16 protein-coding genes are annotated in these 23,152 nt (G+C 65.0%); 10 read left to right on the top strand and 6 right to left on the bottom strand.

Going from position 1 to position 23,152, the window contains the following annotated elements:
* Positions 1-126 precede the first annotated feature (126 nt).
* Positions 127-7,284, bottom strand: a complete 7,158-nt coding sequence (locus SOM26_RS16150; RefSeq protein WP_414712080.1) for an Ig-like domain-containing protein — start codon at positions 7,282-7,284, stop codon at positions 127-129.
* Positions 7,285-8,392: 1,108 nt separating this feature from the next.
* Here SOM26_RS16150 and SOM26_RS16145 point away from each other — a divergent pair.
* The 8 genes from SOM26_RS16145 to SOM26_RS16110 all read left to right on the top strand — a co-directional run bounded on the left by SOM26_RS16145 (position 8,393) and on the right by SOM26_RS16110 (position 16,462).
* Positions 8,393-11,278 carry a MobA/MobL family protein gene (locus SOM26_RS16145; RefSeq protein WP_320453739.1) on the top strand — a complete coding sequence of 962 codons (2,886 nt, stop codon included), beginning with the start codon at positions 8,393-8,395 and terminating at the stop codon, positions 11,276-11,278.
* Positions 11,279-11,492: 214 nt separating this feature from the next.
* Positions 11,493-12,029, top strand: a complete 537-nt coding sequence (locus tag SOM26_RS16140; RefSeq protein WP_320453738.1) for a hypothetical protein — start codon at positions 11,493-11,495, stop codon at positions 12,027-12,029.
* On the top strand, positions 12,029-12,664 hold the full coding sequence (locus SOM26_RS16135; protein WP_320453737.1) for a hypothetical protein: 636 nt from the start codon (positions 12,029-12,031) through the stop codon (positions 12,662-12,664). Before SOM26_RS16140 ends, SOM26_RS16135 begins: the two co-directional genes overlap by 1 nt.
* 65 nt (positions 12,665-12,729) lie before the next feature.
* Positions 12,730-13,263 (top strand): hypothetical protein, encoded by a 534-nt coding sequence (locus SOM26_RS16130; protein ID WP_320453736.1) that lies wholly within the window; start codon positions 12,730-12,732, stop codon positions 13,261-13,263.
* A gap of 274 nt (positions 13,264-13,537) precedes the next feature.
* Positions 13,538-14,041 carry a hypothetical protein gene (locus SOM26_RS16125; RefSeq protein WP_320453735.1) on the top strand — a complete coding sequence of 168 codons (504 nt, stop codon included), beginning with the start codon at positions 13,538-13,540 and terminating at the stop codon, positions 14,039-14,041.
* Positions 14,038-14,388 (top strand): HlyD family secretion protein, encoded by a 351-nt coding sequence (locus SOM26_RS16120; protein ID WP_320453734.1) that lies wholly within the window; start codon positions 14,038-14,040, stop codon positions 14,386-14,388. Before SOM26_RS16125 ends, SOM26_RS16120 begins: the two co-directional genes overlap by 4 nt.
* The gene (locus SOM26_RS16115; protein ID WP_320453733.1) at positions 14,385-15,125 is read left to right on the top strand and encodes an ImmA/IrrE family metallo-endopeptidase; all 741 of its coding nucleotides are present in this window, start codon (positions 14,385-14,387) and stop codon (positions 15,123-15,125) included. The genes SOM26_RS16120 and SOM26_RS16115 overlap by 4 nt, the downstream gene beginning before the upstream one ends.
* A gap of 377 nt (positions 15,126-15,502) precedes the next feature.
* Positions 15,503-16,462, top strand: coding sequence for an IS481 family transposase (locus SOM26_RS16110; protein ID WP_320453732.1), 960 nt, complete (start codon positions 15,503-15,505; stop codon positions 16,460-16,462).
* Positions 16,463-16,614: 152 nt separating this feature from the next.
* Here the strand turns inward: SOM26_RS16110 and SOM26_RS16105 are convergent, their stop codons facing one another.
* Positions 16,615-16,998, bottom strand: coding sequence for a hypothetical protein (locus SOM26_RS16105; protein ID WP_320453731.1), 384 nt, complete (start codon positions 16,996-16,998; stop codon positions 16,615-16,617).
* Positions 16,999-17,144: 146 nt separating this feature from the next.
* Here SOM26_RS16105 and SOM26_RS16100 point away from each other — a divergent pair, with 146 nt between their 5' ends.
* Both SOM26_RS16100 and SOM26_RS16095 read left to right on the top strand, forming a co-directional pair.
* Complete coding sequence (locus SOM26_RS16100; RefSeq protein WP_320453730.1) at positions 17,145-18,602, top strand: benzaldehyde dehydrogenase; 1,458 nt, start codon at positions 17,145-17,147, stop codon at positions 18,600-18,602.
* A 39-nt stretch (positions 18,603-18,641) separates the two neighbouring features.
* Positions 18,642-19,760 (top strand): NAD(P)-dependent alcohol dehydrogenase, encoded by a 1,119-nt coding sequence (locus tag SOM26_RS16095; RefSeq protein ID WP_153007073.1) that lies wholly within the window; start codon positions 18,642-18,644, stop codon positions 19,758-19,760.
* A gap of 45 nt (positions 19,761-19,805) precedes the next feature.
* Here the strand turns inward: SOM26_RS16095 and pcaF are convergent, their stop codons facing one another.
* From pcaF to SOM26_RS16075, 4 genes are read right to left on the bottom strand one after another with little or no spacing between them, the layout of a single operon-like run.
* Positions 19,806-21,008 carry a 3-oxoadipyl-CoA thiolase gene (gene pcaF / locus SOM26_RS16090; protein WP_320453729.1) on the bottom strand — a complete coding sequence of 401 codons (1,203 nt, stop codon included), beginning with the start codon at positions 21,006-21,008 and terminating at the stop codon, positions 19,806-19,808.
* A gap of 4 nt (positions 21,009-21,012) precedes the next feature.
* Positions 21,013-21,789 carry a 3-oxoadipate enol-lactonase gene (pcaD, locus tag SOM26_RS16085; protein WP_320453728.1) on the bottom strand — a complete coding sequence of 259 codons (777 nt, stop codon included), beginning with the start codon at positions 21,787-21,789 and terminating at the stop codon, positions 21,013-21,015.
* Entirely contained in the window at positions 21,789-22,439 is a 651-nt protein-coding gene (locus tag SOM26_RS16080; RefSeq protein ID WP_320453727.1) for a 3-oxoacid CoA-transferase subunit B, read from the bottom strand. The genes pcaD and SOM26_RS16080 overlap by 1 nt, the downstream gene beginning before the upstream one ends.
* Positions 22,436-23,149, bottom strand: a complete 714-nt coding sequence (locus SOM26_RS16075) for a CoA transferase subunit A (protein WP_320453726.1) — start codon at positions 23,147-23,149, stop codon at positions 22,436-22,438. Before SOM26_RS16075 ends, SOM26_RS16080 begins: the two co-directional genes overlap by 4 nt.
* Positions 23,150-23,152: the final 3 nt, after the last annotated feature.

Genomic DNA, 23,152 nt, shown 5'->3' with positions numbered 1-23,152 from the left:
AGCTGCTCTGCGATTTTGCCCGACAGGATGGGCGGATCGGTACTGAGACTATCGACAGCATTTACGAAGTGCCAGGACGGAAAAGGCGGGTCGATGCTCGACGTACAACTGACCGCCCTTTCCGCATCAGAACTGCTTCCGAACTTGTACCCCGGTGGTTGCGGCGCGTTCGCCGTTGGCGACCCGAACGCCCACATCCAGCCCGACATCCCACCCCGACGGTAGCGTCAGGCCGATGCCGGGTGCGAACATGAATTGTTCGCGCGACCACCCGGACGCGAGCAGGCTGTAATAGGACGGCCCGGCAACATCGGCATAGTCCAGCCCTTGGCGGGTGCCACCGGTGAACTCGTGCAGCCACTCGGTCCGCAACCGTCCGGTCAATACCCCGAAGGGCACGGGCCGCTGCCACGCAAGGCGAACGCCGAGCGCACCGGTTACGGATTGCAGGTCGCGATCATCGAAGCGCAGATTGTAGATGCCGGCACCTTCCTCGATGTAGCGGTTCAGGCGACCGTTCAGATATTCTGCCCGGCCATAGACCGACCAGCGCAGCGCGCCGGTAGTACGGTCGATCCCCGACGACAGCGCACCGGTCGTGAAGCTGCCCGACCGGTCCGCGGTCGCCAACGCTCCCGCACCCTCGTCAAGCCGTCGCATCGAGTAATCAAGCCAACCATGTGCGACCATGCCGTCAACGAACCAGCCCTGCAGCGGCGCCGCGCTGCCGTAGATGGTCACCACCTGGCTGTCGCTGTTAACCTGACCGGCGCCACCAGCAATCGTGCTGCGATCATGGCCAAGCCCGCCGCCGATGCCGAGGGTAATCCCCTTGGCGATGTGGAGATCGACACCTGCACTCACGCCCGAAGTCGTGGCAGTGACCTTCGACCGACCGGTGATCGCATCGCGCGTACCGATGTCGATGGTACCGCCGGACCACAGCCCGACCCGTCCACCGCATCCGGCGGGCGCGACGTCCCGACCTTCATCTCGGCGTTCGTCCTGCTCCGACGGATCGCCGGTGCGTGCGCCACGACGGTCACGTTCGGACAAGCTACGCTCGATCGGCTGCCCCGGCATGTGCGAGCTGCCCGGCATGTCCGTCGACCCCAGGCGCAGGCCATTGATCGAACGACCGCATTCGGCTCCGTGCAGAGCTTCGGCATGGCTCATGAAGTTGGCAACCTGCGCCCGTGAGAAGCGGCGTGCCGCCTCGGCCTGCGCATCGCTCATCGCGCGTACCTTGGCATCCTGCGACGGGTCGGGGCGTGCCGTGACGTTGATCGTCACCACGGCCGGTGCCGACGTACCGAACACGTTGGCGAGCGTGTACCCGACCTCGATCGTCCCGTTGAAGCGAGCCTTGGGCGTCACTTGCAGGCGGAAGGTCCGCGCCTCGGCCGTGCCGTTGGAGACGATCGTCGCGGTCGCCTGATCCGCAGGCGATACGCTGGTCACCGTGGCGGCCGTGAACGGACCACCCGCAGCGTTTGCGGTGATATCCACCGAAATGGACTGGCCATCGGTCGCGGATGCGGTGATCGCCTGGGCGGTGGGTGCCGTGCCGACCACCTGAATGGTGGCGGTTGCCGGTGCCGAAGTGCCGCCCGGTCCGACCGCGACATATTGGAAGGTGTCCGTCCCCTGGTATCCCGCTTCCGGGGTATAGACCGCAATGATCTGACCCGGCACCGATACCGAGGACATGGCGATGGCCATCGCCATCAGCGGCGATCCACCAATTCCGCGCATCGCAAGCGTCCGCGTGATCGTGACCGTGCCATGCGCGGGCTGGGTGACGATGCGGATATCATCGAACTGACCGGTGACCAGGCTCGACAGGTTGAGGCTGACACTTTTGCCGGCCTCGGTCTTGGTATTGGCCGCGACCGAAGTCGTCACCGGATCGGCAACGACCGGCGGCGGCGGCGGGTTAACGGTCAGCGTATAGGTTGCGGTGCCGGTAGCACCATGCGCGTCGGTAACCGTGACGATGACGGTGTAGCTGCCGGCGGTGGTCGGCGTACCCGACAGGGTACCGTTGGCGGCCAGCGTGACGCCGGCGGGCAGGCCCGTGGCGCTGTAGCCGTACGGCGCGGTGCCGCCGGTGCTGGTCAGCGTCGCGCTATAGGCGGTGCCGACGGTCGCCGCAGGCAACGGACCCGAGGCCGGTGCGACGACCAGCGTTGGAGCGGTCACCGTGACGGTGACGGTGGCCGCAGCACTGGTGCCGGACGCATTGGTCGCGGTGTAGGTGAAGCTGTCGCTCCCCGAATAGCCTGCCGCCGGCGTGTAGCTGATGCCGGTCCCCGAGGCGGTGGCGGTGCCGTGGCCCGGTGCCGTAGCAACTGCGACCGAGGTCGCAGCGCCACCCGACAGGGCGAGCGTCACCGTATTGGCGGTGCTGTTGGCGGCGACGATCGCGCTGACCGCGCCGGCCACCGGTGCCTGGACGGCGACCTCCAGCGTATAGGTCGCGGTGCCGGTAGCGCCATGGGCGTCAGTGACCGTGACGGTGACGGTGTAGCTGCCGGCGGTGGTCGGCGTGCCCGAGAGCGTGCCGTTGGCGGCCAACGTGACGCCGGCGGGCAGGCCCGTGGCGGTGTAGCGGTACGGCGCGGTGCCGCCGGTGCTGGTCAGCGTCGCGCTATAGGCGGTACCGACGGTCGCCGAGGGCAACGGACCCGAGGCCGGTGCTACGACCAGCGTCGGGGCGGTCACCGTGACGGTGACGGTCGCCGCAGCACTGGTGCCGGACGCATTGGTCGCGGTGTAGGTGAAGCTGTCGCTTCCCGAATAGCCCGCGGCCGGCGTGTAGCTGATGCCGGTCCCCGAGGCGGTGGCCGTGCCATGCGCCGGAGCCGTCACGACGGCGACCGAGGTCGCAGCGCCACCCGACAGGGCGAGCGTCACCGCATTGGCGCTGCTGTTGGCGGCAACGGTCGTGCTGACCGCACCGGCCACCGGTGCCTGGACGGCAACCTCCAGCGTATAGGTCGCGGTGCCGGTGGCGCTATGGGCATCGGTGATCGCGACCGTGACGGTGTAGCTGCCGGCGGTGGTCGGCGTGCCCGAGAGCGTGCCGTTGGCGGCCAGCGTGACGCCGGCGGGCAGGCCCGTGGCGGTGTAGCTGTACGGCGCAGTGCCGCCGGTGCTGGTCAGCGTCGCGGCGTACGCGGTGCCGACGGTCGCCGCAGGCAACGGTCCCGAGGCCGGTGCGACGACCAGCGTCGGGGCGGTCACCGTCACGGTGACGGTCGCAGGCGCACTGGTGCCCGAGGCATTGGTCGCGGTGTAGGTGAAGCTGTCGCTCCCCGAATAGCCCGCGGTCGGCGTGTAGCTGATGCCGGTGCCCGAGGCAGTGGCGGTGCCGTGGCTCGGCGCGGTGGCGACGGCGACCGAGGTCGCAGCGCCACCCGACAGGGCGAGCGTCACCGCATTGGCGCTGCTGTTGGCGGCGACGGTCGTGCTGACGGCACCCGCCACCGGTGCCTGGACGGCAACCTCCAGCGTATAGGTCGCGGTACCGGTGGCGCCATGGGCGTCGGTGACCGCGACGGTGACGGTGTAGCTGCCCGCCGTGGTCGGCGTACCCGAGAGTGTGCCGTTGGCGGCCAGCGTGACGCCGGCGGGCAGGCCCGTGGCGGTGTAGCTGTACGGCGCGGTGCCACCGGTGCTGGTCAGCGTCGCGCTATAGGCGGTGCCGACGGTCGCCGAGGGCAACGGACCCGAGGCCGGTGCGACGACCAGCGTCGGCGCGTTCACCATGACGGTGACGGTCGCCGCAGCACTGGTGCCCGAGGCGTTGGTGGCAGTGTAGGTGAAGCTGTCGCTCCCCGAATAGCCCGCGGCCGGCGTGTAGCTGATGCCGGTACCCGAGGCGGTGGCGGTGCCGTGGCTCGGTGCCGTAGCAACCGCGACCGAGGTCGCAGCGCCACCCGACAGGGCGAGCGTCACCGCATTGGCGGTGCTGTTGGCGGCAACGGTCGTGCTGACCGCGCCGGCCACCGGTGCCTGGACGGCAACCTCCAGCGTATAGGTTGCGGTGCCGGTGGCGCCATGGGCGTCGGTGACCGCTACGGTGACGGTGTAGCTGCCGGCGGTGGTCGGCGTGCCCGACAGGGTACCGTTGGCGGCCAGCGTGACGCCGGCGGGCAGACCCGTGGCGCGGTAGCCGTACGGCGCGGTGCCACCGGTGCTGGTCAGCGTCGCGCTATAGGCGGTGCCGACGGTCGCCGAGGGCAGCGGACCCGAGGCCGGTGCGACGACCAGCGTCGGCGCGGTCACCGTGACGGTGACGGTCGCCGCAGCACTGGTGCCGGACGCATTGGTCGCAGTGTAGGTGAAGCTGTCGCTGCCCGAATAACCGGCGGCCGGCGTGTAGCTGATGCCGGTGCCCGAGGCGGTGGCCGTGCCGTGGGCCGGCGCGGTGGCGACGGCGACCGAGGTCGCAGCCCCGCCCGACAGGGCGAGCGTCACCGCATTGGCGCTGCTGTTGGCGGCAACAGTCGTGCTGACGGCACCCGCCACCGGCGCCTGGACGGCAACCTCCAGCGTATAGGTCGCGGTGCCGGTGGCGCCGTTGGCATCGGTGATCGCGACCGTGACGGTGTAGCTGCCAGCGGTAGTCGGCGTGCCCGACAGGGTACCGTTTGCCGCCAGCGTGACGCCGGCGGGCAAACCCGTGGCGCTGTAGCTGTACGGCGCGGTGCCGCCGGTGCTGGTCAGCGTGGTGCTGTAGGCGGTACCGACGGTCGCCGGGGGCAACGGACCCGAGGCCGGTGCGACGACCAGCGTCGGCGCGGTCACCGTGACGGTGACGGTGGCCGCAGCACTGGTGCCGGACGCATTGGTCGCGGTGTAGGTGAAGCTGTCGCTCCCCGAATAGCCTGCCGCCGGCGTGTAGCTGATGCCGGTCCCCGAGGCGGTGGCGGTGCCATGGCTCGGCGCGGTGGCGACGGCGACCGAGGTCGCAGCGCCACCCGACAGGGCGAGCGTCACCGCATTGGCGGTGCTGTTGGCGTTAACGGTCGTGCTGACCGCGCCGGCCACCGGTGCCTGGACGGCAACGGTAATGGTATAGGCGCGCGTGACGGTGAAGTTCTGGGCGTCAGTCGCGGTGATCGTAAAATTGAATGCCCCCGATGTTGCGGGCGTGCCCGACAGCGTGCCGGTGCTCGACAGGGTGAGGCCGTTCGGCAACGCGCCAGCGGTCACCGCATAGTTGTACGGCGCGGTGCCGCCCGAAGTGCTGAGCGCTTGGCTGTAGGCAGTCCCCGCAGTCCCGCTCGGCAGCGTTGCCGGCGCCAGCGTCAGCGTCGGTGCACTCACCGTCACGGTGACGGTCGCGACTGCGCTGGTGCCCGAGGCGTTAGTCACAGTGTAGGTGAAGCTGTCGCTCCCCGAATAGCCTGCGGTCGGCGTGTAGCTGATGCCGGTGCTCGAGGCGGTGGCCGTGCCGTGGCTCGGCGGGGTGGCGACGGCGACCGAGGTCGCAGCCCCGCCCGACAGGGCAAGCGTCACCGCATTGGCAGTACTGTTGGCAGCGACGGTCATGCTGACCGCGCCCGCCACCGGTGCCTGGACGGCGACGGTGAGTGTGAAGGCACGAGTAGCCGTGAAATTCTGCGCGTCTGTCGCAGTGACGGTAACGTTGAACGTGCCCGCTGTAGTTGGCGTGCCTGACAGGGTACCGGTCGATGACAGGGAGACTCCGGCGGGCAGCGCGCCAGCGGTGACGGAATAGCTGTACGGTGCGGCGCCGCCCATGGTGGCGAGGGCTTGGCTATACGCGGTCCCGGCCGTCGCGCCCAGTAGCGTTGTCGGGCTCAGCGTCAGAGTCGGTGCGGTCACGGTGATGGTAACCGTTGCAGGCGCACTCGTGCCACTGGCATTGGTCGCGGTGTAGGTGAAACTGTCGCTTCCCGAATAGTTCGCGGCAGGCGTGTAGGTGATCGCGGTGCCCGAACCAGCGAGGACGCCATGGTTGGGTGGCGTGCCGATCGCGATTGAGGTCGCGGTACCACCTGAAAGATTGAGCGTCACAGCATTGGCGGGGCTGTTGGCGGCGACGGTCATGCTGACCGCGCCAGCCACCGGTGCCGGGGCGGCAACGGTAAGGCCATAGGCACGCGCGGTGGTGAAATTCTGCGCGTCGGTGGCAGTGACGGTCAGGTTGAACGTGCCCGAAACAGTTGGCGTGCCGGACAGTGTACCGGTGCTCGACAGGGTCAGCCCGGCCGGCAGCGCCCCTGCAGTGAGGGCATAATTGTACGGTGCGGTCCCGCCCGAGGTGCTGAGCGCTTGGCTGTACGCAGTCCCCGCAGTCGCACCCGGCAATGTTGCCGGTGCCAATGCCAGCGTCGGCGGGGTTACAGAAACGGTGACAGTCGCAGGCGCACTAGTGCCTGAGGAATTGGTCGCAGTGTAGGTGAAACTATCGTTACCCGAGTATCCGGCGCTCGGCGTGTAGGTGATGCTGGTGCCACTGGCCGTTGCCGTGCCATGAGTTGGCAAACTTGAGACAGTCACCGAAGAAGCCGAGCCGGAAATCGAAAGGGCTACGGTGTTGCTCGAACTGTTGGCTACCACTGTTGCGGCAACATTGTTGGCAATCGGTGCAGCTTCGGCTCTCGTCACGGTGATGGAATAAGATTTGGTAGTCAGGCCATCGGCCGCCCCGACGATAATCGTAAGCGAGTTCGAACCGACTGCGAGGTTGATCGGACCTGAGGTATTGCCCGACGCAACCAAGGAGCCATTGACGTTAATGGTGCTTCCGCTGTCTGCGGCAGTGGGCATAACCGTCAGCGATGTCGTCGCGTTGCCGACGACGGAACTGTAATTGGTCGTGCCGCTGGAGAAGGCTGGCGATAGATTGCCCGTGGAAAGCGACAGCCCCGAAAGGGTTGCGTCCGTGGAAGCGGCCGAACGACTAGTGCAGGTGAACACCAGGTTGCTGATCTGACCACGAGAGGTGCTCGCTCTTATGCTAGCCCCATAAGTCTCGAGGCTGCCAGCCGGAACAGTAATTGCGACGTTGTTCGTGGTGTTGCTGGTGGAATTCGTCGCGTTATATGTTTGGGCATTTGAAAGGTCGTATCGTGCTATGGATAAGCTGTCTGTATTCGTAGGGGGCAGCCCCTTGCCAGCGCCGCTATCTGTGAAGCGTAGCGTCAAGGAGTCACCAGTCGCAAACTCTGAGGCCCTGTATCTATTGCTGCCGTAGGAAAGAGACGAAGAACCGGAGAGCGCGTTGATAGCGCTGCAGCCATTCGACATTGCTAGAGCGGGATTGATGTTCACAAACATCAATAATGAAAGCAAGGCGGTAGGGAGCAATGACCGTTTGATTGCGCCACAAGCTTTAGCAGGATGTTTTCTACCCGAAAGGGGCGAGGATCGAACATCGGTCGCGCCGACAGTCATCGCGACGACGGATAGCGTCGGAGTGCGCCGATCATTTTTGTGTTTTGCATGGAACGCCATATCGATCAAGGTGGCTATGATTTTCATCAAAGTCTCTCGATGCATTCGCGATGGCATTCGATATTCGCCTTGTATTACGGAGACTTATAAAGTCGCCGCCGGGGGTAATTACGTTTATTTGATTGTCTAGGGGAAGCCCCAGTGGCTGCGTAATTCCAGCCGTATGTACGGCGAAGATTAGCCTGCAACGGTAAAAATTCGTTTAAATACGACTTAATATGGATGCATCATCGTTTTTGATATTGGTGTCTGTATGTCGCTTTCGTCGAATTTGGCCATGTGTGGCCCGGTGGCGGCTTTGAGCCCTTGTTCGAAGGCGGGTGTGGGAGCATCTCGATCTGCGGTGCTAGCGCCCGGTGAGGAGGTCGATTGCGTCTACGTTCATGAAGTCGGCGACCTTGGTGCCCTCAACACGCAGACACTAAGTGACGAGGCGACATCACGATGGCCACCGCCACCAATGCCCTCATCGTCAAGCGGAATGGTGCGACAGCCGATTTCTTCTCTTTGCGGACGGTGCAGGGCGTCGCACAGCCCTCGCGCGCGACCTTGATCGACGGCATGGTGATCGGCAGCCGACCCATGTGCTTTCTCCCATTGGGAAGGTCGCGTGGGTCGGCTGACGGCGGCAAGCCCCGCTCGATAGCAACGAGGGCGCTATTGTCACAAAATTTGCTCCCGATCGGATTTTCCCGGAAATGTCCTGTGCCAATGGAGAAACGGGACAACCTATGGCCGTCTGATCAACCTCCCGCTGGTGGTCGAAGCTGTTGGAAAATAGCGTGAGCAGGAAATCGCGTTGTTGGCGAGCAGACCCCGCTACGACTGCAAGCCTCTTTACATAGGGCATGTTCGAAGGGGGGCTTGTCGAACCCCGGTCCGGGCTGGGACAATGACTGCCATGGACCCGTTCGACCCCGCGCCCTATCCCGAATTCGCCCATCAGGTCGCGGCGCGTCTGGCACGCGTGGCGCGGGAAGATCGCGAAGCCGTTGCCGGGTCGCTACGCCGCTTCGGCTTCCGGGTACAGGGCGAACCCGATCGATCGTCGTCCGGCCCAACCCGGTCGCCCCGGAAAACAGCCGACACCCGTACGGCATCGCGGCGATGCGACTTTCGCTATGCCAGCCCGATTTCCTCCACGTCCCGGCAACGCGTGGACATGCGAATTCCACATCTGGCGGTGTCCCATGTCACCCGCACCGCCGTTCCCCGGTCCGTGGATGGGGCCACCCATGACCGCTACCCGGCACGCAGCACCGTTGCCGCCGAGCATTTCGATTATCTGACCGAAGGCGCCCGCACGACGTACCGGACACATTTCGACTATATCACGCGCCAGACCGGATCAATGACGGCGGCAAGTGGCATGCCGGCGATGGACATTCTCGACTTCGAAGCCGACCACCGCGAACGGAACGCCTTGGCCATCCTCTCCAACATTCCGGGCGGTCCGTCGCGACAGCGCGGGCTATTCGAAGCCGCCGAGCAATGCGAGCGGGAAGCCAAACGCGGCACGCTGGAGGTTTCGACCGAGCGAAAGGATGCATGGGCCGAACTGGCGGCCGCGGCCGACGCGCCGCTTTGGGTGAAGGAAGCGGCGCGGCTGCTCGAACAGGAACGAGCCGCCGACATCGCGAAGGCGTCAAAAGCCAAGCGTAAGCATCGCGACCGTCTGGTCACGATCGCCGACGTCGATCTTGTCGAGGCGTATGATCGTCTGTGCTGGGCCGACGAACATCTCGGGCCGGACAATCCGGCGCTGCCGGATTTCAAACAGGGGCGATCGGGTCGCGTCCAGACCCGTTTCGTCGTCGAACTGCCGCATGGTCTAGACGCTCGCCAACACCGCACGATCATGCAACGCTTCTGCGCGCGGCTGGACCGCGAAGGTTGGATGTATGTGGCCGCGATCCACTGCCCGGACCCTAAGAACGACCCGCGCAACATTCATTTGCATGTCGATGCCTATGATCGGCCGTGCAAATGGCTGGACGGCATGAGCACCGATGGCAAAGCCGGAGGTCCGGGCTGCTGGGATTTTGAGGTCCGCCTCCGCAAGCGTAACGGCAAGTGGCAGTATCCGTATCGGCAGAAAAAGATCGGAGCCTTACGCGGTGATGAGGGCCAGAACCGCCATGAAGCTGGCGAAGCCTATTTCAAGCAGATGCGCGCCGATTACGTCGCCATCGCCAACGACGTAGCCAACGGCACCGCCAAAGCGACGCGCTACGTGACCGGAACTTATCGCGACAACGGCATTCGGCAGGACCGGCTCGAGCATCTCGGCGACAGAATCGTCGCCAATGAGAAAAGCGGGCTGGTCACCAAGGCGGGCAGCCGCAATGCGCGTATCATCTTCAACGATCGGCTGCGCGACGTGCGTCATGTCGCGGCACAGGAGCTGTCGATCATTCGACGCGCGGCGGCGGTGTGGCTGGCGCAGGTCGACGACGATGCCAAAAAGATCGTCCGGCAATGGCGATACTACCAACGGATCGCCGTGCTGAAGCGTGCGCAGGCAGCGGCGGCCACGATCGTTGGCGACATGGCCATCTCGCGCGCGGTTACCGTCATCAAACACAGCAAGAGTGAGGGCCGCAAACGCGAGGCGAAGGCTTGGATAGCCGAGGATGCTGTCGTGGCAGGCGGAGCTGATCAGGCGATCTGGACCACCGATGCGATTGCTGTCGCCGCTGACATCCTCGACGATAAGGTGCGCTCGTCGCTATCGATCCCAACCCGACCGATCACTTACAAGCATCGTGGCCATGACACGCTGGCGGTCGTCATGACGAAGTATCACGATGCGACACGCGGGCGCCTGCTCAACTGGCTCGACGAGCATGGCGATGATCCGATGGCGCTCATGTTCGAGAACGATGTCGCTACGCTGGGACCCGCCGAGAATCGAAAGTCTATCAACCGTCTGTTCCGCCTGTTTATCGAGGATCTGCTCGTTCAGGAGCGGCTGCGTGCTATCCGGGCGCGGCGGCGGAGATCGGCCGATGGCGAAGTAATTGGTGTCGAACCCGCACGTACGGGGGACAGTGCCGAACAGCCTTCTTCTACATCCGTTGCGGACGAACGCATCTTGGAAGCGGTTGCTGCCACCGTGGTTCAGAAGTCCATCAAAGACGTGAACAGGGAAATCCGCGCTAAAGAAGGTCACCGTCGACAAGCGCTACTCCGGGAGGAGGCGTGGGCGAAACTGCGCCGGGAAGAGGCATCCATCAGCGTTAGCGGCAGTCGATATCAGGTTGATATGGCCGCGCTTACCGATCAGCAGCGCTTGGTACTGACTCATCCCGGTTATGATACGGAACTGCAAGCTCGGCTGGCCGAGTGGCACACCGAACGGAAGCATGGACAAGCTGGCGCGGCTGCCACGACATCGTCGTCCGGCGGGAGCACACCCAAGCTGGTTCGATCAACGCCAGATACCGCTAAGATCCCGCCGGAGCCGCCTGTTCCGCTGCGGACCGCGCGTACGCTGCGTGAAGCCCAACCTCTGAGAAAAGGCGCTACCTTGCGGGTTAGCGGTAAATCTTCACCAGCGTTTCCCTCAGGCGTTATCCGACAACGCGATCTGAGTGAAACCGCCGATGCACGATCATCAGCTGCCTCGGTGCCAGAAGAAAAAACGCCTGCATCTTTCGTTGGCCCATCCGGTAAACTTGGTCAGTTGGCCGAAACGCTCATACCCGTTGACCATGCCACCAGACCGAAAGGAAAAGCGGAACCGATGGTCCCCGATGTCAGGGGCAAGGGACCGCAAGGGCGCTGATCACGTTGCTCCACGACCTTTGCGGTGCAGCGGGAAAGTTGAGCGATCTACGCCGCCAACGGGCGCTTCGCCTTCATCACGAAGGCGAAGTGTAACCCGGCCAGCCCGGCCGGGATGATGGTTTGGAAGGTGCCTGCGGCTGTGCCGTAAAGGCGAAATGATGGTGCGGGGCCGGCGAGCAGCCCGCCGTTCCCGCGCAAAATCAAGGTCTTCTATGTACATCGTAAATCGAGAGCGCGAGCTCGCAAAGGCGCGCGCCCTGTCCGGAGCGCTGGCCATCGCCGAGCGCGCCGGTTGGCGGATCGATCGGTCGGTGCCGATCATACCGGCGCCTTTTCGCAATTACCTACACATCGCCGCCGCCGAACTGCTGCTGGTGCCGTCGATCGAGCCGTCACGAGGGGATCTCGACACCGTCGAGCGCGGCACCCGCATTGCCCGGTGCGATGCGCTGGTGGTGAAAGCGTCGAGCGCCGGACATCGAACCGTTTATTGTGCGGTCGGCGAGTGGCAGCGCCATGGCACCGTCTGGCATCATGCCCGCCGGCTCTGGCTTTCGCGTACCTCTAAGCCATGGCTGGTGCCTGACCCGGCGGAGCCGGACGAAAGCGGGGCGCTCTTCCGCCTTTCCCCTGGTCGCCTGCGCCCAATGATGCTGGCACGGATGTCCGCCGCTGACGGAGGCTGCGATCTGAAACCTGGGCTGGAACGTGCCGATACTTTCCTTGCCGCCGTCTGGGGGGATCGCTGATGAGCAAGCCGCTGCCCTGGATCAGTCCGTCCGACGCCGACGACATGCTCTACGATGACCCGATGGGGTCGATGCCGGATTTTGGCTACGCACTGCTGCGCAAGAGTGCGAAGGGAAAGCAGAACCGCGTCGCCGATCTGGCCCGCGCCAAGCTGCAACCTAGCAAGCCTGCGGATAAGGATTGGCTGGCGGATGGCCTATGGCCGATCACCTGCGCATCACACCGCATCTTCACGGCGCCCGGTATCGCGGTCGAACCCGGCGCGCTGGAAAGCATCTTCCACGACTACGACGCCAAAACGAAAGCGCACCAAAAGCTGCTGGCTGTCGTACTCACCATGCGGTTCCCACATAGCTGGCAACCCGCCGACATCCTGTCGCTGGTCGGCAAGTACACACTGGAAAAGCTCGCGCTGCACCGCCGACTGACCAGCATGACTGTCGTGCATATGCCAGGTGACGAACTGTCCGCTCGCCGGCCTCACGCCCATGTCGTCTGCATGGCGCGCGTCCATCGCTCTTCTGGCTGGGGCGAGGTGCACCCCGATCTTGTCGCCAAAACCGCGCAGACGCGGTTCCAGCATGAGTGGGAAGCCTTTTACGACGTCTGGGTGCCGCGCTACCGCGACGGCTGACAATGACGGGCGGGATCCGCAGCGGTCCCGCCCGCCTGCCGGGGGCAAGAGACGAAGGAAGGAGGATGGTCCCCGATCCGGGGATGAAAATGGAGAAGACAATAATGACGACCGACAAGACCGCGATCATCCGCCGCCACACCGAGGCAGTCGCCCAGATGCTGGTCGGCAGCCGCACGATGAAGCCCGGCGCGGCGATCCTCGCCGGCGAAATGGGCGGAGCCGAAGGGCGGCTGCGGATGGGCGCCATCGCGCACAGCAGCGGCAACGATCTGGTGTATCTGGATTTTGCCGATGGCGAAGACGGCTATCACCTGACCGACATCGCGCTGTGCGCGGTACGCGACGGCATCTGCCACCTGCAGACCGACTGCCGCCTGTATCTGAGCCGCAATGGATCGCGGGCGATCATCCTGCCTCAGCCCGGCATCCGCAAGGCGTACCGGCTGGCGCCGGGCGAGCTGATCCAACTGGCCCACCAGCCGGCCGACCGCGACGACGGCATCGCCCGCGCCGAGGCGCGGCTCGCTAAGCTGGTCGCTCGCGGTGCGGCCTTCGCCGATCACGCCGCCGTCCGGACCCGGCCGCTGGCAGCCTGATCCAAACCGGCTGACACGGTCGGTCGATCATCGCGTCGGCCGATCGTGACGGCTCAACATCCCGGTGACAGAACCTCTCTACCTATAAAGCGGACGACCTCACGAATTCGGACAGCGGCCAATAAATATTTCACGCTTCTGTCCGAGAATGCCGAGCCGTCCGCTTTATAGAGTAAGGGAGGCCGTCATCTCAGCCGTCACACCGACAGCAACACCGGTTCAGCCGCCCGCCGATGTCTATTCGACTGCCGAGGTCAACGCGATGCTGGAAGCAATGACGACAACCGACCATCAGCGTCTGCTGCGGCGGTCGCGCTATCTGGCGCAGGGACATTACATACTTTCCGGTGACCTGCGGCAGGAGGCGTTCGTCCGGGCGCTCGACGGTCGTCGCCAATGTCGGCGCGGCTACGACATCGTGAACTTCCTGATCGGGATAATGCGCAGCCTGACCTCGCAGGATCGCGAAGCCGAACGCGACGGCCTGCACCCGGTCCCGCTCGACCTCGAAGACGATACGCTGGCGATGGCCTCGCTGGCGCCTAGTCCGGAGCAGGTCGGGCATGACGCGCTGCATTACCGGCGGACCCTCGCCGCGATCCAGCAGTCGATCGGGAGCGACCCGCAACTGGTCACGCTGCTGGATGCGGTACTCGACGGCGAGAAGGGCATCGCCTTGCAGAACCGGCTGGGGCTCGATGCCAAGAGCCTCGCATCGTTGCGCAAGCAATTGCAGCGCAAGCTGGCGGCTGCCGCCAAGGACAGGAGCATACCATGACCACCGACGCGGACGAATTGATGCAGCTGCGACTGCTGGACGACTTCCTCGACGGTGAGGACGTTGAGCCTGATCTGGCCGACCTGCAGGCGGAGATCGCCCAGGCACAGCTGGCGGTAAAGAAGGCGAACCTGCGCGCGATCCGGGCCAAACTCGATGCCGGTGCCGAGGCTCGGGTCGTCTCGATCGATCGAGCGCGTCTCCGGGCGCAATTGCGGCAAGCCATGTCGGACGATGTTGACCTGCGCATGACGCTCGCTGCTCGCGGCAACGATGGCCACGACATCGACGACCTGATCGACGACCTGGTCGAACTTGACCACGAAACAGGCGACCGCCCTGCGTGACGGACGCGGTTGATCCGCCTGCCGAGCGTCTGCTGCATGACCTCGGCATCACCGAACCGGGCGAGATCGATGTCGAGGTCATCGCCTGTGCCGTCGGCGTGACGGTGCGCTATCGTCGTCTTGGCGTTGGCGATGCGCGGATCGTCGGTCTGGGCGACAGGGCGATTATCACGGTCGACAACCGGGCCAGCCGCGTCCGTCAGCGTTTCTCCGTCGCGCATGAACTCGGTCATTGGCATCATCATCGCGGCCGGCGGCTGATCTGCCATGGCGCCGCCGACCAACAAGACGGAGTGGCAGGCTGCGAGCGCGAGGCGGACGGGTATGCTGCCGACCTGCTCATGCCCCGCTTCATGCTGGAACCATTGGTCGCTGGCGTCCCTATGTCATTCGATCTCGTCTATCAAACTGCCGCCGCGTTCGGCGTCAGCGCGATGGCTGCTGCCTTACGACTGGCCGATGTTCATCCTGCGGTATTCGCCCTTGTCGTCGAGGAAGCGGACGGGCGTAGATGGTTCAGACGATCAGCAAGCCTGAACCCTCGTTGGTTTGTCCGGTCTGCGGCATCAGGCGTTAGCGTGACGGCTGATCGCTATGGATTGTCTCGCGCGAATGCCACGTTCGCTGCACCAGCACAGCGATGGTTTTTAGGCCAAGGCGCGAAAGACGCGCAAGCATTCCAAACTATCGACGTGATGGTATGCGGTCGAGCCATACATCTTATCGTGGTGGCATAGTATCAGGGTAAGCTACAGGACATACTGATAGGAAGTTGACCGGCATTCAATGGTGGCGGGCAGCCCGGTAGCTTTCGGGCACCGATTGCGCAAAGCAGACGTTCGTTCAGTCAGCGGATAGGGGCCTCAGACAGTTGCGGATGGCGAAAAGCGGAGCGATCGGTTTCCAGCGAAAAACAAGCACCTGGTCCGCACCTTCATATGTAAAACAGATCGCGTTGATTATGACGATCTTCGGTTCGGTGCCCAATTCATCCAGTCCCTGAGTCGGCTTACCCGACGAGATGTAATGTCATCCGACGCTCACTTCACTGAACTAGGTGTTTGATCCCACGGTTTGATGGTGCGATCCTTTCGTTGGAATGGAAGGAAGCCGCATGGGACAAGTTCGTCATGGGTGCGCCACGACCACGCACGCCGTCCGAGCAGCAATACAGCGATCGCAGGCTTCGCTCGCGACGTTGAGCCGGGAGCTGGGGATCAACCCCAAGACGGTGGCGAAGTGGCGTAAGAGGGTGACGGTCGAGGACCTGAAGACCGGGCCGAAGGCCCCTTATTCAACGACCCTGTCCGAGGCGGAGGAGGCGATGGTTGTGGCGTTCCGGCGCCACACCCTGCTGCCGCTCGACGACTGCCTCTACGCGCTGCAGCCATCGATCCCGCACCTGACCCGGTCAGCGCTGCACCGTTGCCTTCAGCGGCACGGCATCTCACGGCTACCGGATGTCGAGGGCGACAAGCCCAAGCGTCAGCGCTTCAAGCGTTATCCGATTGGTTTCTTCCACATCGATATCGCCGAAGTGCAGACCGCCGAAGGCAAGCTCTACCTGTTCGTCGGCATAGACCGCACGAGCAAGTTCGCGGTCACCCAACTGGTCGACAAGGCTGACAGGCGCACAGCGTGGGAGTTCCTCGAGCACCTGCTGAAAGCCGTACCCTACCGCATCCACACGATCTTGACCGACAACGGCATTCAGTTCGCCGAGCAGCCCCGTAACCGGAACACCGCCTGGTCCCGCCAGATGCGCTTCGACATGATCTGCGAGGCCAACAACATCGAGCACCGGCTCACCAAACCGAACCATCCGTGGACCAACGGACAAGTCGAGCGGATGAACCGGACCATCAAGGAGGCGACCGTCAAACGTTTCCACTACGACAGCCATGAACAGCTTCGCACGCACCTCACCGACTTCATGGCCGCATACAACTTCGCCCGTCGGCTCAAGACCCTCAGCGGGCTCACACCCTATGAATACGTCGCCAAGATCTGGGAGTCAGAGCCAGACCGGTTCATCGTCAACCCGACTCACCAGATGCGGGGACTGAACAGCTAGGGGCTGCTCATGCCTCTTCACAATACGTAGGGATATGCCTGCCTCACGCTAGCGCTTCCAAGGATGTAGAACGTGTTGTGCGGACAGCAAGCGGTGAGCTCCTACAGGAGTACGGCATTCGCAATTGCCTATTTTCGATGAGTTTCGCTTTTCTAAATCAGTCGCGCGGCATCTGCTTGCTGTATCAGCACTGTGAAGGCGGTGGCATAATATGCGGGAGTATAGGATAAGATTGACGCGTTTCTCCCTCTCACCTGTGGCGTCGTTCGTCGGTCAGGGCGAAACATGCCCGACAACCCTGCGGGTATCGGCAGGATATAAAGATGGTGTTTGACGGACCGCAACGGCCCCGACAGGATTGCCTCGACAAAGCGAGAGCGACGGGCAAGTCGCAAAGACAAAATGCGGCATCCTCTGGAGAGGAAGCGGATGATCGGTATTATGCCATTGCGACGGCGTTCGGCATGTTGGTCTCGAAGTAAAGGTTCGGCGGGATCGGTCTGCGCTCGTTCTGCTACCAGGTCGATCTCGATCACGTGCCGCGTATCCCTTCTTCTTGATGACTTCTTGCGCCGTAAGCGCCGCCGGTGCCTGTCGACCCTTGGAGCGATGCTGGACCAAGGGCGCGGGGCCATTCGGCACCGCGCCATCCTACATCTCAACGATCATGATGGAGAGCGAAATGACATCCCTGCTCGACGCCGCGCATCTCAACGGCCGGTTCTTCGACGGACACTGGACCGAGGGCGGCCAAGGCTATGACGTCCTCGAACCGGCGACTGGCGCTGTTTTAGCGCGGGCCGCCTCGGTCGATGCCGCCACGGTCACTAAAACGGCGACGGCGGCTCGCGCCGCGCAGCAGGGCTGGGCCGCGGCCACGGCGGATGTCCGGGCGGGCATCTTCGTCCAGGCAGCCGCGCTGGCGCGGGCGCATGCCGAGGAGATCGTGACCTGGACCATGCGGGAAAGCGGCTCGGTGCGCGCCAAGGCGGAGTTCGAGCTGGCGATCACGATCAAGGCGATCGAGCTGGCGGCGGCGATGCCGCATCAGGCGCAGGGGCTCGTCCTGCCCAGCGAGCCGGGGCGGTTGAGCTTGGCGCGCCGTCGTCCGCTAGGCGTGGTCGGGGTGATCGCGCCGTTCAACTTTCCGCTCTATCTGGCGATGCGCGCGGTGGCGCCCGCGCTGGCGGTGGGCAATGCGGTGATGCTCAAGCCCGACCCGCGCACGGCGATCTGCGGCGGGCTGGTGATCGCGCGTCTGTTCGAGCTGGCCGGGCTGCCCGCCGGTGTCCTGTCGGTGCTGCCCGGCGGCGGCGAGGCGGGCGCGGCACTCTGCGCGGACCCGAATGTTGCGATGATCCAGTTCACCGGGTCGACCGGGGCGGGCCGAAAGGTCGGCGAGGCAGCGAGCCGTCACCTCAAGAAGGTCTCGCTGGAACTGGGTGGCAAGAACACGCTGATCGTGCTGGACGATGCCGATCTCGACGTCGCGACGCGCAACGCCGCCTGGGGAGCGTGGCTGCATCAGGGGCAGATCTGCATGACGGCGGGCCGCATCCTGGTGCACCGTGCGATCTTCGACGCCTTTGCTACCCGACTGGCCGAGAAGGCGAAGGCGCTGCCGGTGGGCGATCCGATGTCGGGTATGGTCGCGATCGGCCCGCTGATCAGCCAGTCGCAGCTCGACCATGCGGTCGACATCGTTGAACGCAGCGTCGCCGCAGGCGCGCGCCTTCTGGCGGGCGGCAAGGCCGAGGGACTGTGCCTCGCCCCGACCGTGCTGGAAGGGGTAAAGCCGGGCATGGCGGCGTTCGAGGAGGAGATTTTCGGCCCGGTCGCGGTGCTGGTGCCGTTCGACACGGAGGACGAGGCGGTCGCGCTCGCCAACGACACCGAGTATGGCCTGTCCGCAGCGGTGATCTCGAAGGATGTCGGCCGGGCCATGGCGCTGGGCGAACGGCTGCGCGCGGGACTGCTCCACATCAACGACCAGACGGTGAACGACGAGGTGGTCAACCCCTTCGGCGGGGTGGGCGCTTCCGGCAACGGGTCCGCGATCGGCGGTCCGGCCAATTGGGAGGAGTTCACCCATTGGCAGTGGGTGACGGTGAAGGGCGCCGCGCCCGCCTATCCTTTCTGACCGCCCACCCAACCACATATTATGATGCAGGAGACGATAATGACCGAGATGCGCAGCATCACCACCGCCGTGGTTCGCGACCAAGGCGCCCCCTTTGCGATCGAGGAAGCGAAGATCGCGTCACCGCAAGGGGGCGAGGTGCTCGTGCGGATCGTGGCGGTGGGGGTGTGCCATACCGACATCATCGTGCGCGACCAATATTACCCCGTCCCGCTGCCCGCCGTCCTAGGCCATGAAGGCGCGGGCGTGGTCGAGGCGGTGGGGCCGGGCGTGACCGCCGTCGAGCCGGGCGACCATGTCGTGCTCAGCTTCGCGTCGTGCGGCGTCTGCGGTCCGTGCCTGACCGGTCACCCGGCGCATTGCGGCGACTTCTTCGCGCTGAATTTCGGTGGCGGGCGCAAGGACGGCTCGACGGCGACGTGCGATGCCCATGGCGGGGCGCTGCACGATCACTTCTTCGGCCAGTCCTCCTTTGGCAGTTTCGCGATGGCGCATGAGCGCAACATCGTGAAGGTCGCCAAGGACGCGCCGCTGGAACTGCTCGGGCCGCTCGGTTGCGGTATCCAGACCGGTGCGGGGGCCGTGCTGCGCGCGCTGGAAGTGCCGTCGGGGGCGAGCTTTGCCGCGTTCGGTTCGGGCGCGGTCGGACTCAGCGCGATCATGGCGGCGCGCGTTGCGGGCGCGACCACGATCATCGCGGTCGACGTGACGCCCAGCCGACTCGACCTCGCGAAGGAGCTCGGCGCCACGCATGTCGTCAACAGCCGCGAAACCGATGCGGTGGAAGCGATCCGCGAGATCACCGGCGGCGGCGCGGACTTCACGCTGGAGAGCAGCGGTCGGCCAGAGGTGCTGCGCCAGGCGATCGACGCGCTGACCATCATGGGGACCTGCGGCATCGTCGGCGCGCCAAAGCTGGGCACCGAAGCGAGCTTCGACGTGAACATGGTCATGGTGCCGGGCAAGCGCATCATGGGCATCGTCGAGGGCGATGTCGTGCCGCAGGTCTTCATCCCCGAGCTGATCGCGCTCCACGCCCAGGGGCGGTTCCCCTTCGACCGGCTGGTGAAATTCTACGATTTCGCCGATATCAACCAGGCGGTCGCGGACAGCGAGAGCGGCGTGACGATCAAGCCCATTCTGCGGCTGCCCGCCTGATGGCGAAGCGGGCGGGCGACGCCATGCCCCCGCCCGTCCCGGGCGTCAGACCTGCTCGATCATCAGGGCAATGCCTTGGCCCACGCCGATGCACATGAAGGCCAGCGCATAGCGTCCTTGCGTCCGGTGCAGTTCCTCGACGGCGGTCATGACGATCCGCGCGCCCGACATGCCCAGCGGATGCCCCAGCGCGATGGCCCCGCCATTGCGGTTTACGCGGGGATCGTCCTGCGCCAGCCCCAGGTCGCGCAGGGTCGCGATCGCCTGGCTGGCAAAGGCCTCGTTGAGTTCGATCACGTCCAGATCGTCGATCGCGACGCCGGTCAGGCGGCACAGCTTGCGCGCCGCTTCGATGGGACCGGCGCCCATGATGCGCGGCGCGATCCCGGCGGCGGCCATGCCCAGGATGCGTGCGCGGGGCGTCAGGCCGTGTCGCCCCGCCGCCGCTTCGGACGCAACGATCATCGCGGCCGCCCCGTCATTCAGGCCGGAGGCGTTGCCCGCCGTCACGGTGCCATCGGCGCGGACGACCGGTTTCAACTTGGCGAGCGCCTCAAGGCTGGTCGCGCGCGGATGTTCGTCCTGCGTGACGATGCGCGGCTCGCCCTTTTTCTGGAGGATGGTAACGGGGACGATCTCGGCCGCCATCCGGCCGCTGGCGATGGCGGCGGCTGCCTTTTGCTGGCTGGCCAGCGCGAACCGGTCCTGATCCTCGCGCGAGATGCGCCATTGATCGGCAACGTTCTCGCCCGTCTGCGGCATCGTGTCGACGCCATAGGCCGCCTTCATCGCCGGGTTGACGAAGCGCCAGCCGAGCGTCGTGTCCTCGATCCGCTGCGCGCGGTCGAAGGCGGAGGCGGCCTTGCCCATGACATAAGGCGCGCGGGTCATGCTCTCGATGCCGCCCGCGATGATCAGCTCGGCATCCCCTGAGCGGATCGCCTGCGCCGCGCAGCCGACCGCGTTGAGGCCGGAGCCGCACAGGCGGTTGACCGTCGTTCCGGGCACCGCCTCGGGCAGTCCCGCCAGCAATACGGCCATGCGCGCGACGTTGCGATTGTCCTCGCCCGCCTGGTTGGCGCAGCCGAGGATGCTGTCGTCGACCGCGCTCCAATCGACGCCCGGGTTACGCTTGACCAAGGCGCGGATCGGCACGGCGGCGAGGTCGTCGGCGCGGATATCGGCCAGCGCGCCGTTCAGCCGCCCGATCGGGGTCCGAACGGCGTCGCAGATGAAAGCGGCGGTCATGAGGTCAACTCCGATGGTTCAGGATAGCGTCGGCCAGCGCATCGGGGGCTTCGAGCGGCGCGAGATGGGCGGCGGGAAGAGCGACATGACGCGCGCCGGGAATGGCCGAGACCAGATAGTCGCCATGGCCGGCATAGGGCGTCGAGCTGTCGCGCTCGCCCGAGATCACCAGGGTCGGACAGGCGATTTCACCCAGCCGGTCGGACAGCGCCATGTCGCGGATCGCGGCGGCACATCCGGCATAGCCCTTGGCCGGCATGGTGAGAAGCCCGCGACGGATCGTTGCGGCATGGCCGGGTCGCTCGGCGATGAAGGCGGGGGAGAGGAACCGCGACATGGCCAAATCGACGATCCCCGCCATGCCGTCGCGGCGCACTGTATCGACGCGTGTGGTCCATGCGGCACGGTCCATCGTGGCGGAGGTGCAGATCGGTATCAGGCCCGTCACCCGCTCCGGCATATCCAGCGCCATCTGCATCGCGATCATGCCGCCCAGCGACACGCCAGCGACCTGGGCGCTATCCCATCCGGCCGCGTCCATCACCGCCGCGACGTCACGGGCCAGCCCGGCCAAGCTATAGTCGCCCGGCGGCGCGTCCGACGCGCCGTGCCCTCGCGTGTCGATCCTCAGCAAGGCGACGTGTTCACGTAGCAGCGGCAGGACCGGGCTCCACAGGTCCATGTCGGTGCCGATCGAATTGAGCAGCACGAGGCGTGGCCGATCCGTTTCGCCCTCGACCTTCCAATAGATAGCGGCCCCGTCGGATGTGACGAACGGCATCAGGCGACGCCTTCCAGCATATCTGCCGCGAACGGTGCCCCGGTCTTGGCGCGCACCTCGTCCAGCGTGACTCCGGGGGCCAGTTCTACCAGCCGCAGCCCCGGCTTGTCGCATGCCATGACGCACAAATCGGTGACGATCAGGTCGACACAGGACTTGCCGGTCAGCGGCAGGGTGCATTCGGGCAGGATCTTCGGGCTGCCGGTCTTGCTGGCATGGTCCATCACGACGACGATGCGCTGGACGCCCGCGACCAGGTCCATCGCGCCGCCCATGCCCTTCACCATCTTGCCCGGAATCGTCCAGTTGGCGATGTCGCCGCCCGCCGAGACCTCCATCGCACCCAGCACCGCCATGTCGATATGGCCGCCCCGGATCATCGCGAAGCTGTCCGCGCTGGAGAAGAAGCTGGAGGTTGGCAGCGTCGTCACCGTCTGCTTACCCGCATTGATCAGGTCCGGGTCGGCCTCGCCCTCATAGGGAAAGGGGCCGATGCCCAGCAGGCCGTTTTCGGACTGCAGCGTCACGTCGATCTCGGCGGGAACATGGTTGGCCACCAGCGTCGGGATGCCGATGCCGAGGTTGACGTAGAAACCGTCCTGCAGCTCGCGGGCGGCGCGGGCCGCCATCTCGTCACGGGTCCAGCTCATGCGACATTCTCCCGCGCGCGGGTCGTCAGTTTCTCGATGCGCTTCTCGTTGATCGTGCTCAGTACGATGCGATCGACGTAGATGCCCGGCGTATGGATGGCGTCGGGGTCGAGCGCGCCCGCCTCGACGATCTCCTCGACCTCGACCACCGTCACCTTGCCAGCGGTTGCCATATTCGGGTTGAAGTTCCGCGCGGTCTTGCGGAACATCAAATTGCCCGCCGGATCGGCCTTCCACGCCTTGATGATCGACAGGTCGGCGCGCAGCCAGGTTTCGCGGACATAATCCTGCCCCTCGAAGGTCTCGACCGGCTTGCCTTCGGCGACGACGGTGCCGACGCCGGTCTTCGTATAGAAGGCCGGGATGCCCGCGCCGCCTGCGCGGATGCGCTCGGCGAGCGTGCCTTGCGGATTGAGTTCAAGCTCCAGCTCGCCCGACAGATATTGCTGCTCGAACAGCTTGTTCTCGCCGACATAGGACGAGATCATCTTGGCGACCTGACGGCTCTCCAGCAGCATCCACAGGCCGAAGCCATCCGCCCCCGCATTGTTGGAAATGACGGTCAGTCCCTTCACCCCGTTCGCGCGCACTTCCGGGATCAGGCTTTCGGGATTGCCCGACAGGCCGAACCCGCCCGACATGATCGTCATGCCGTCGAACAACAGCCCGTCCAGTGCGGCGGCGGGCGAGGGGTAAATCTTGCTCTTCATATC

Origin of the sequence: Sphingomonas sp. CFBP8993, assembly GCF_034044895.1 — a bacterium.
Lineage (GTDB): Bacteria > Pseudomonadota > Alphaproteobacteria > Sphingomonadales > Sphingomonadaceae > Sphingomonas.
The sequence above is the reverse complement of the archived record's forward strand: the minus strand, read 5'-3'. Positions and strand labels throughout refer to the sequence as shown.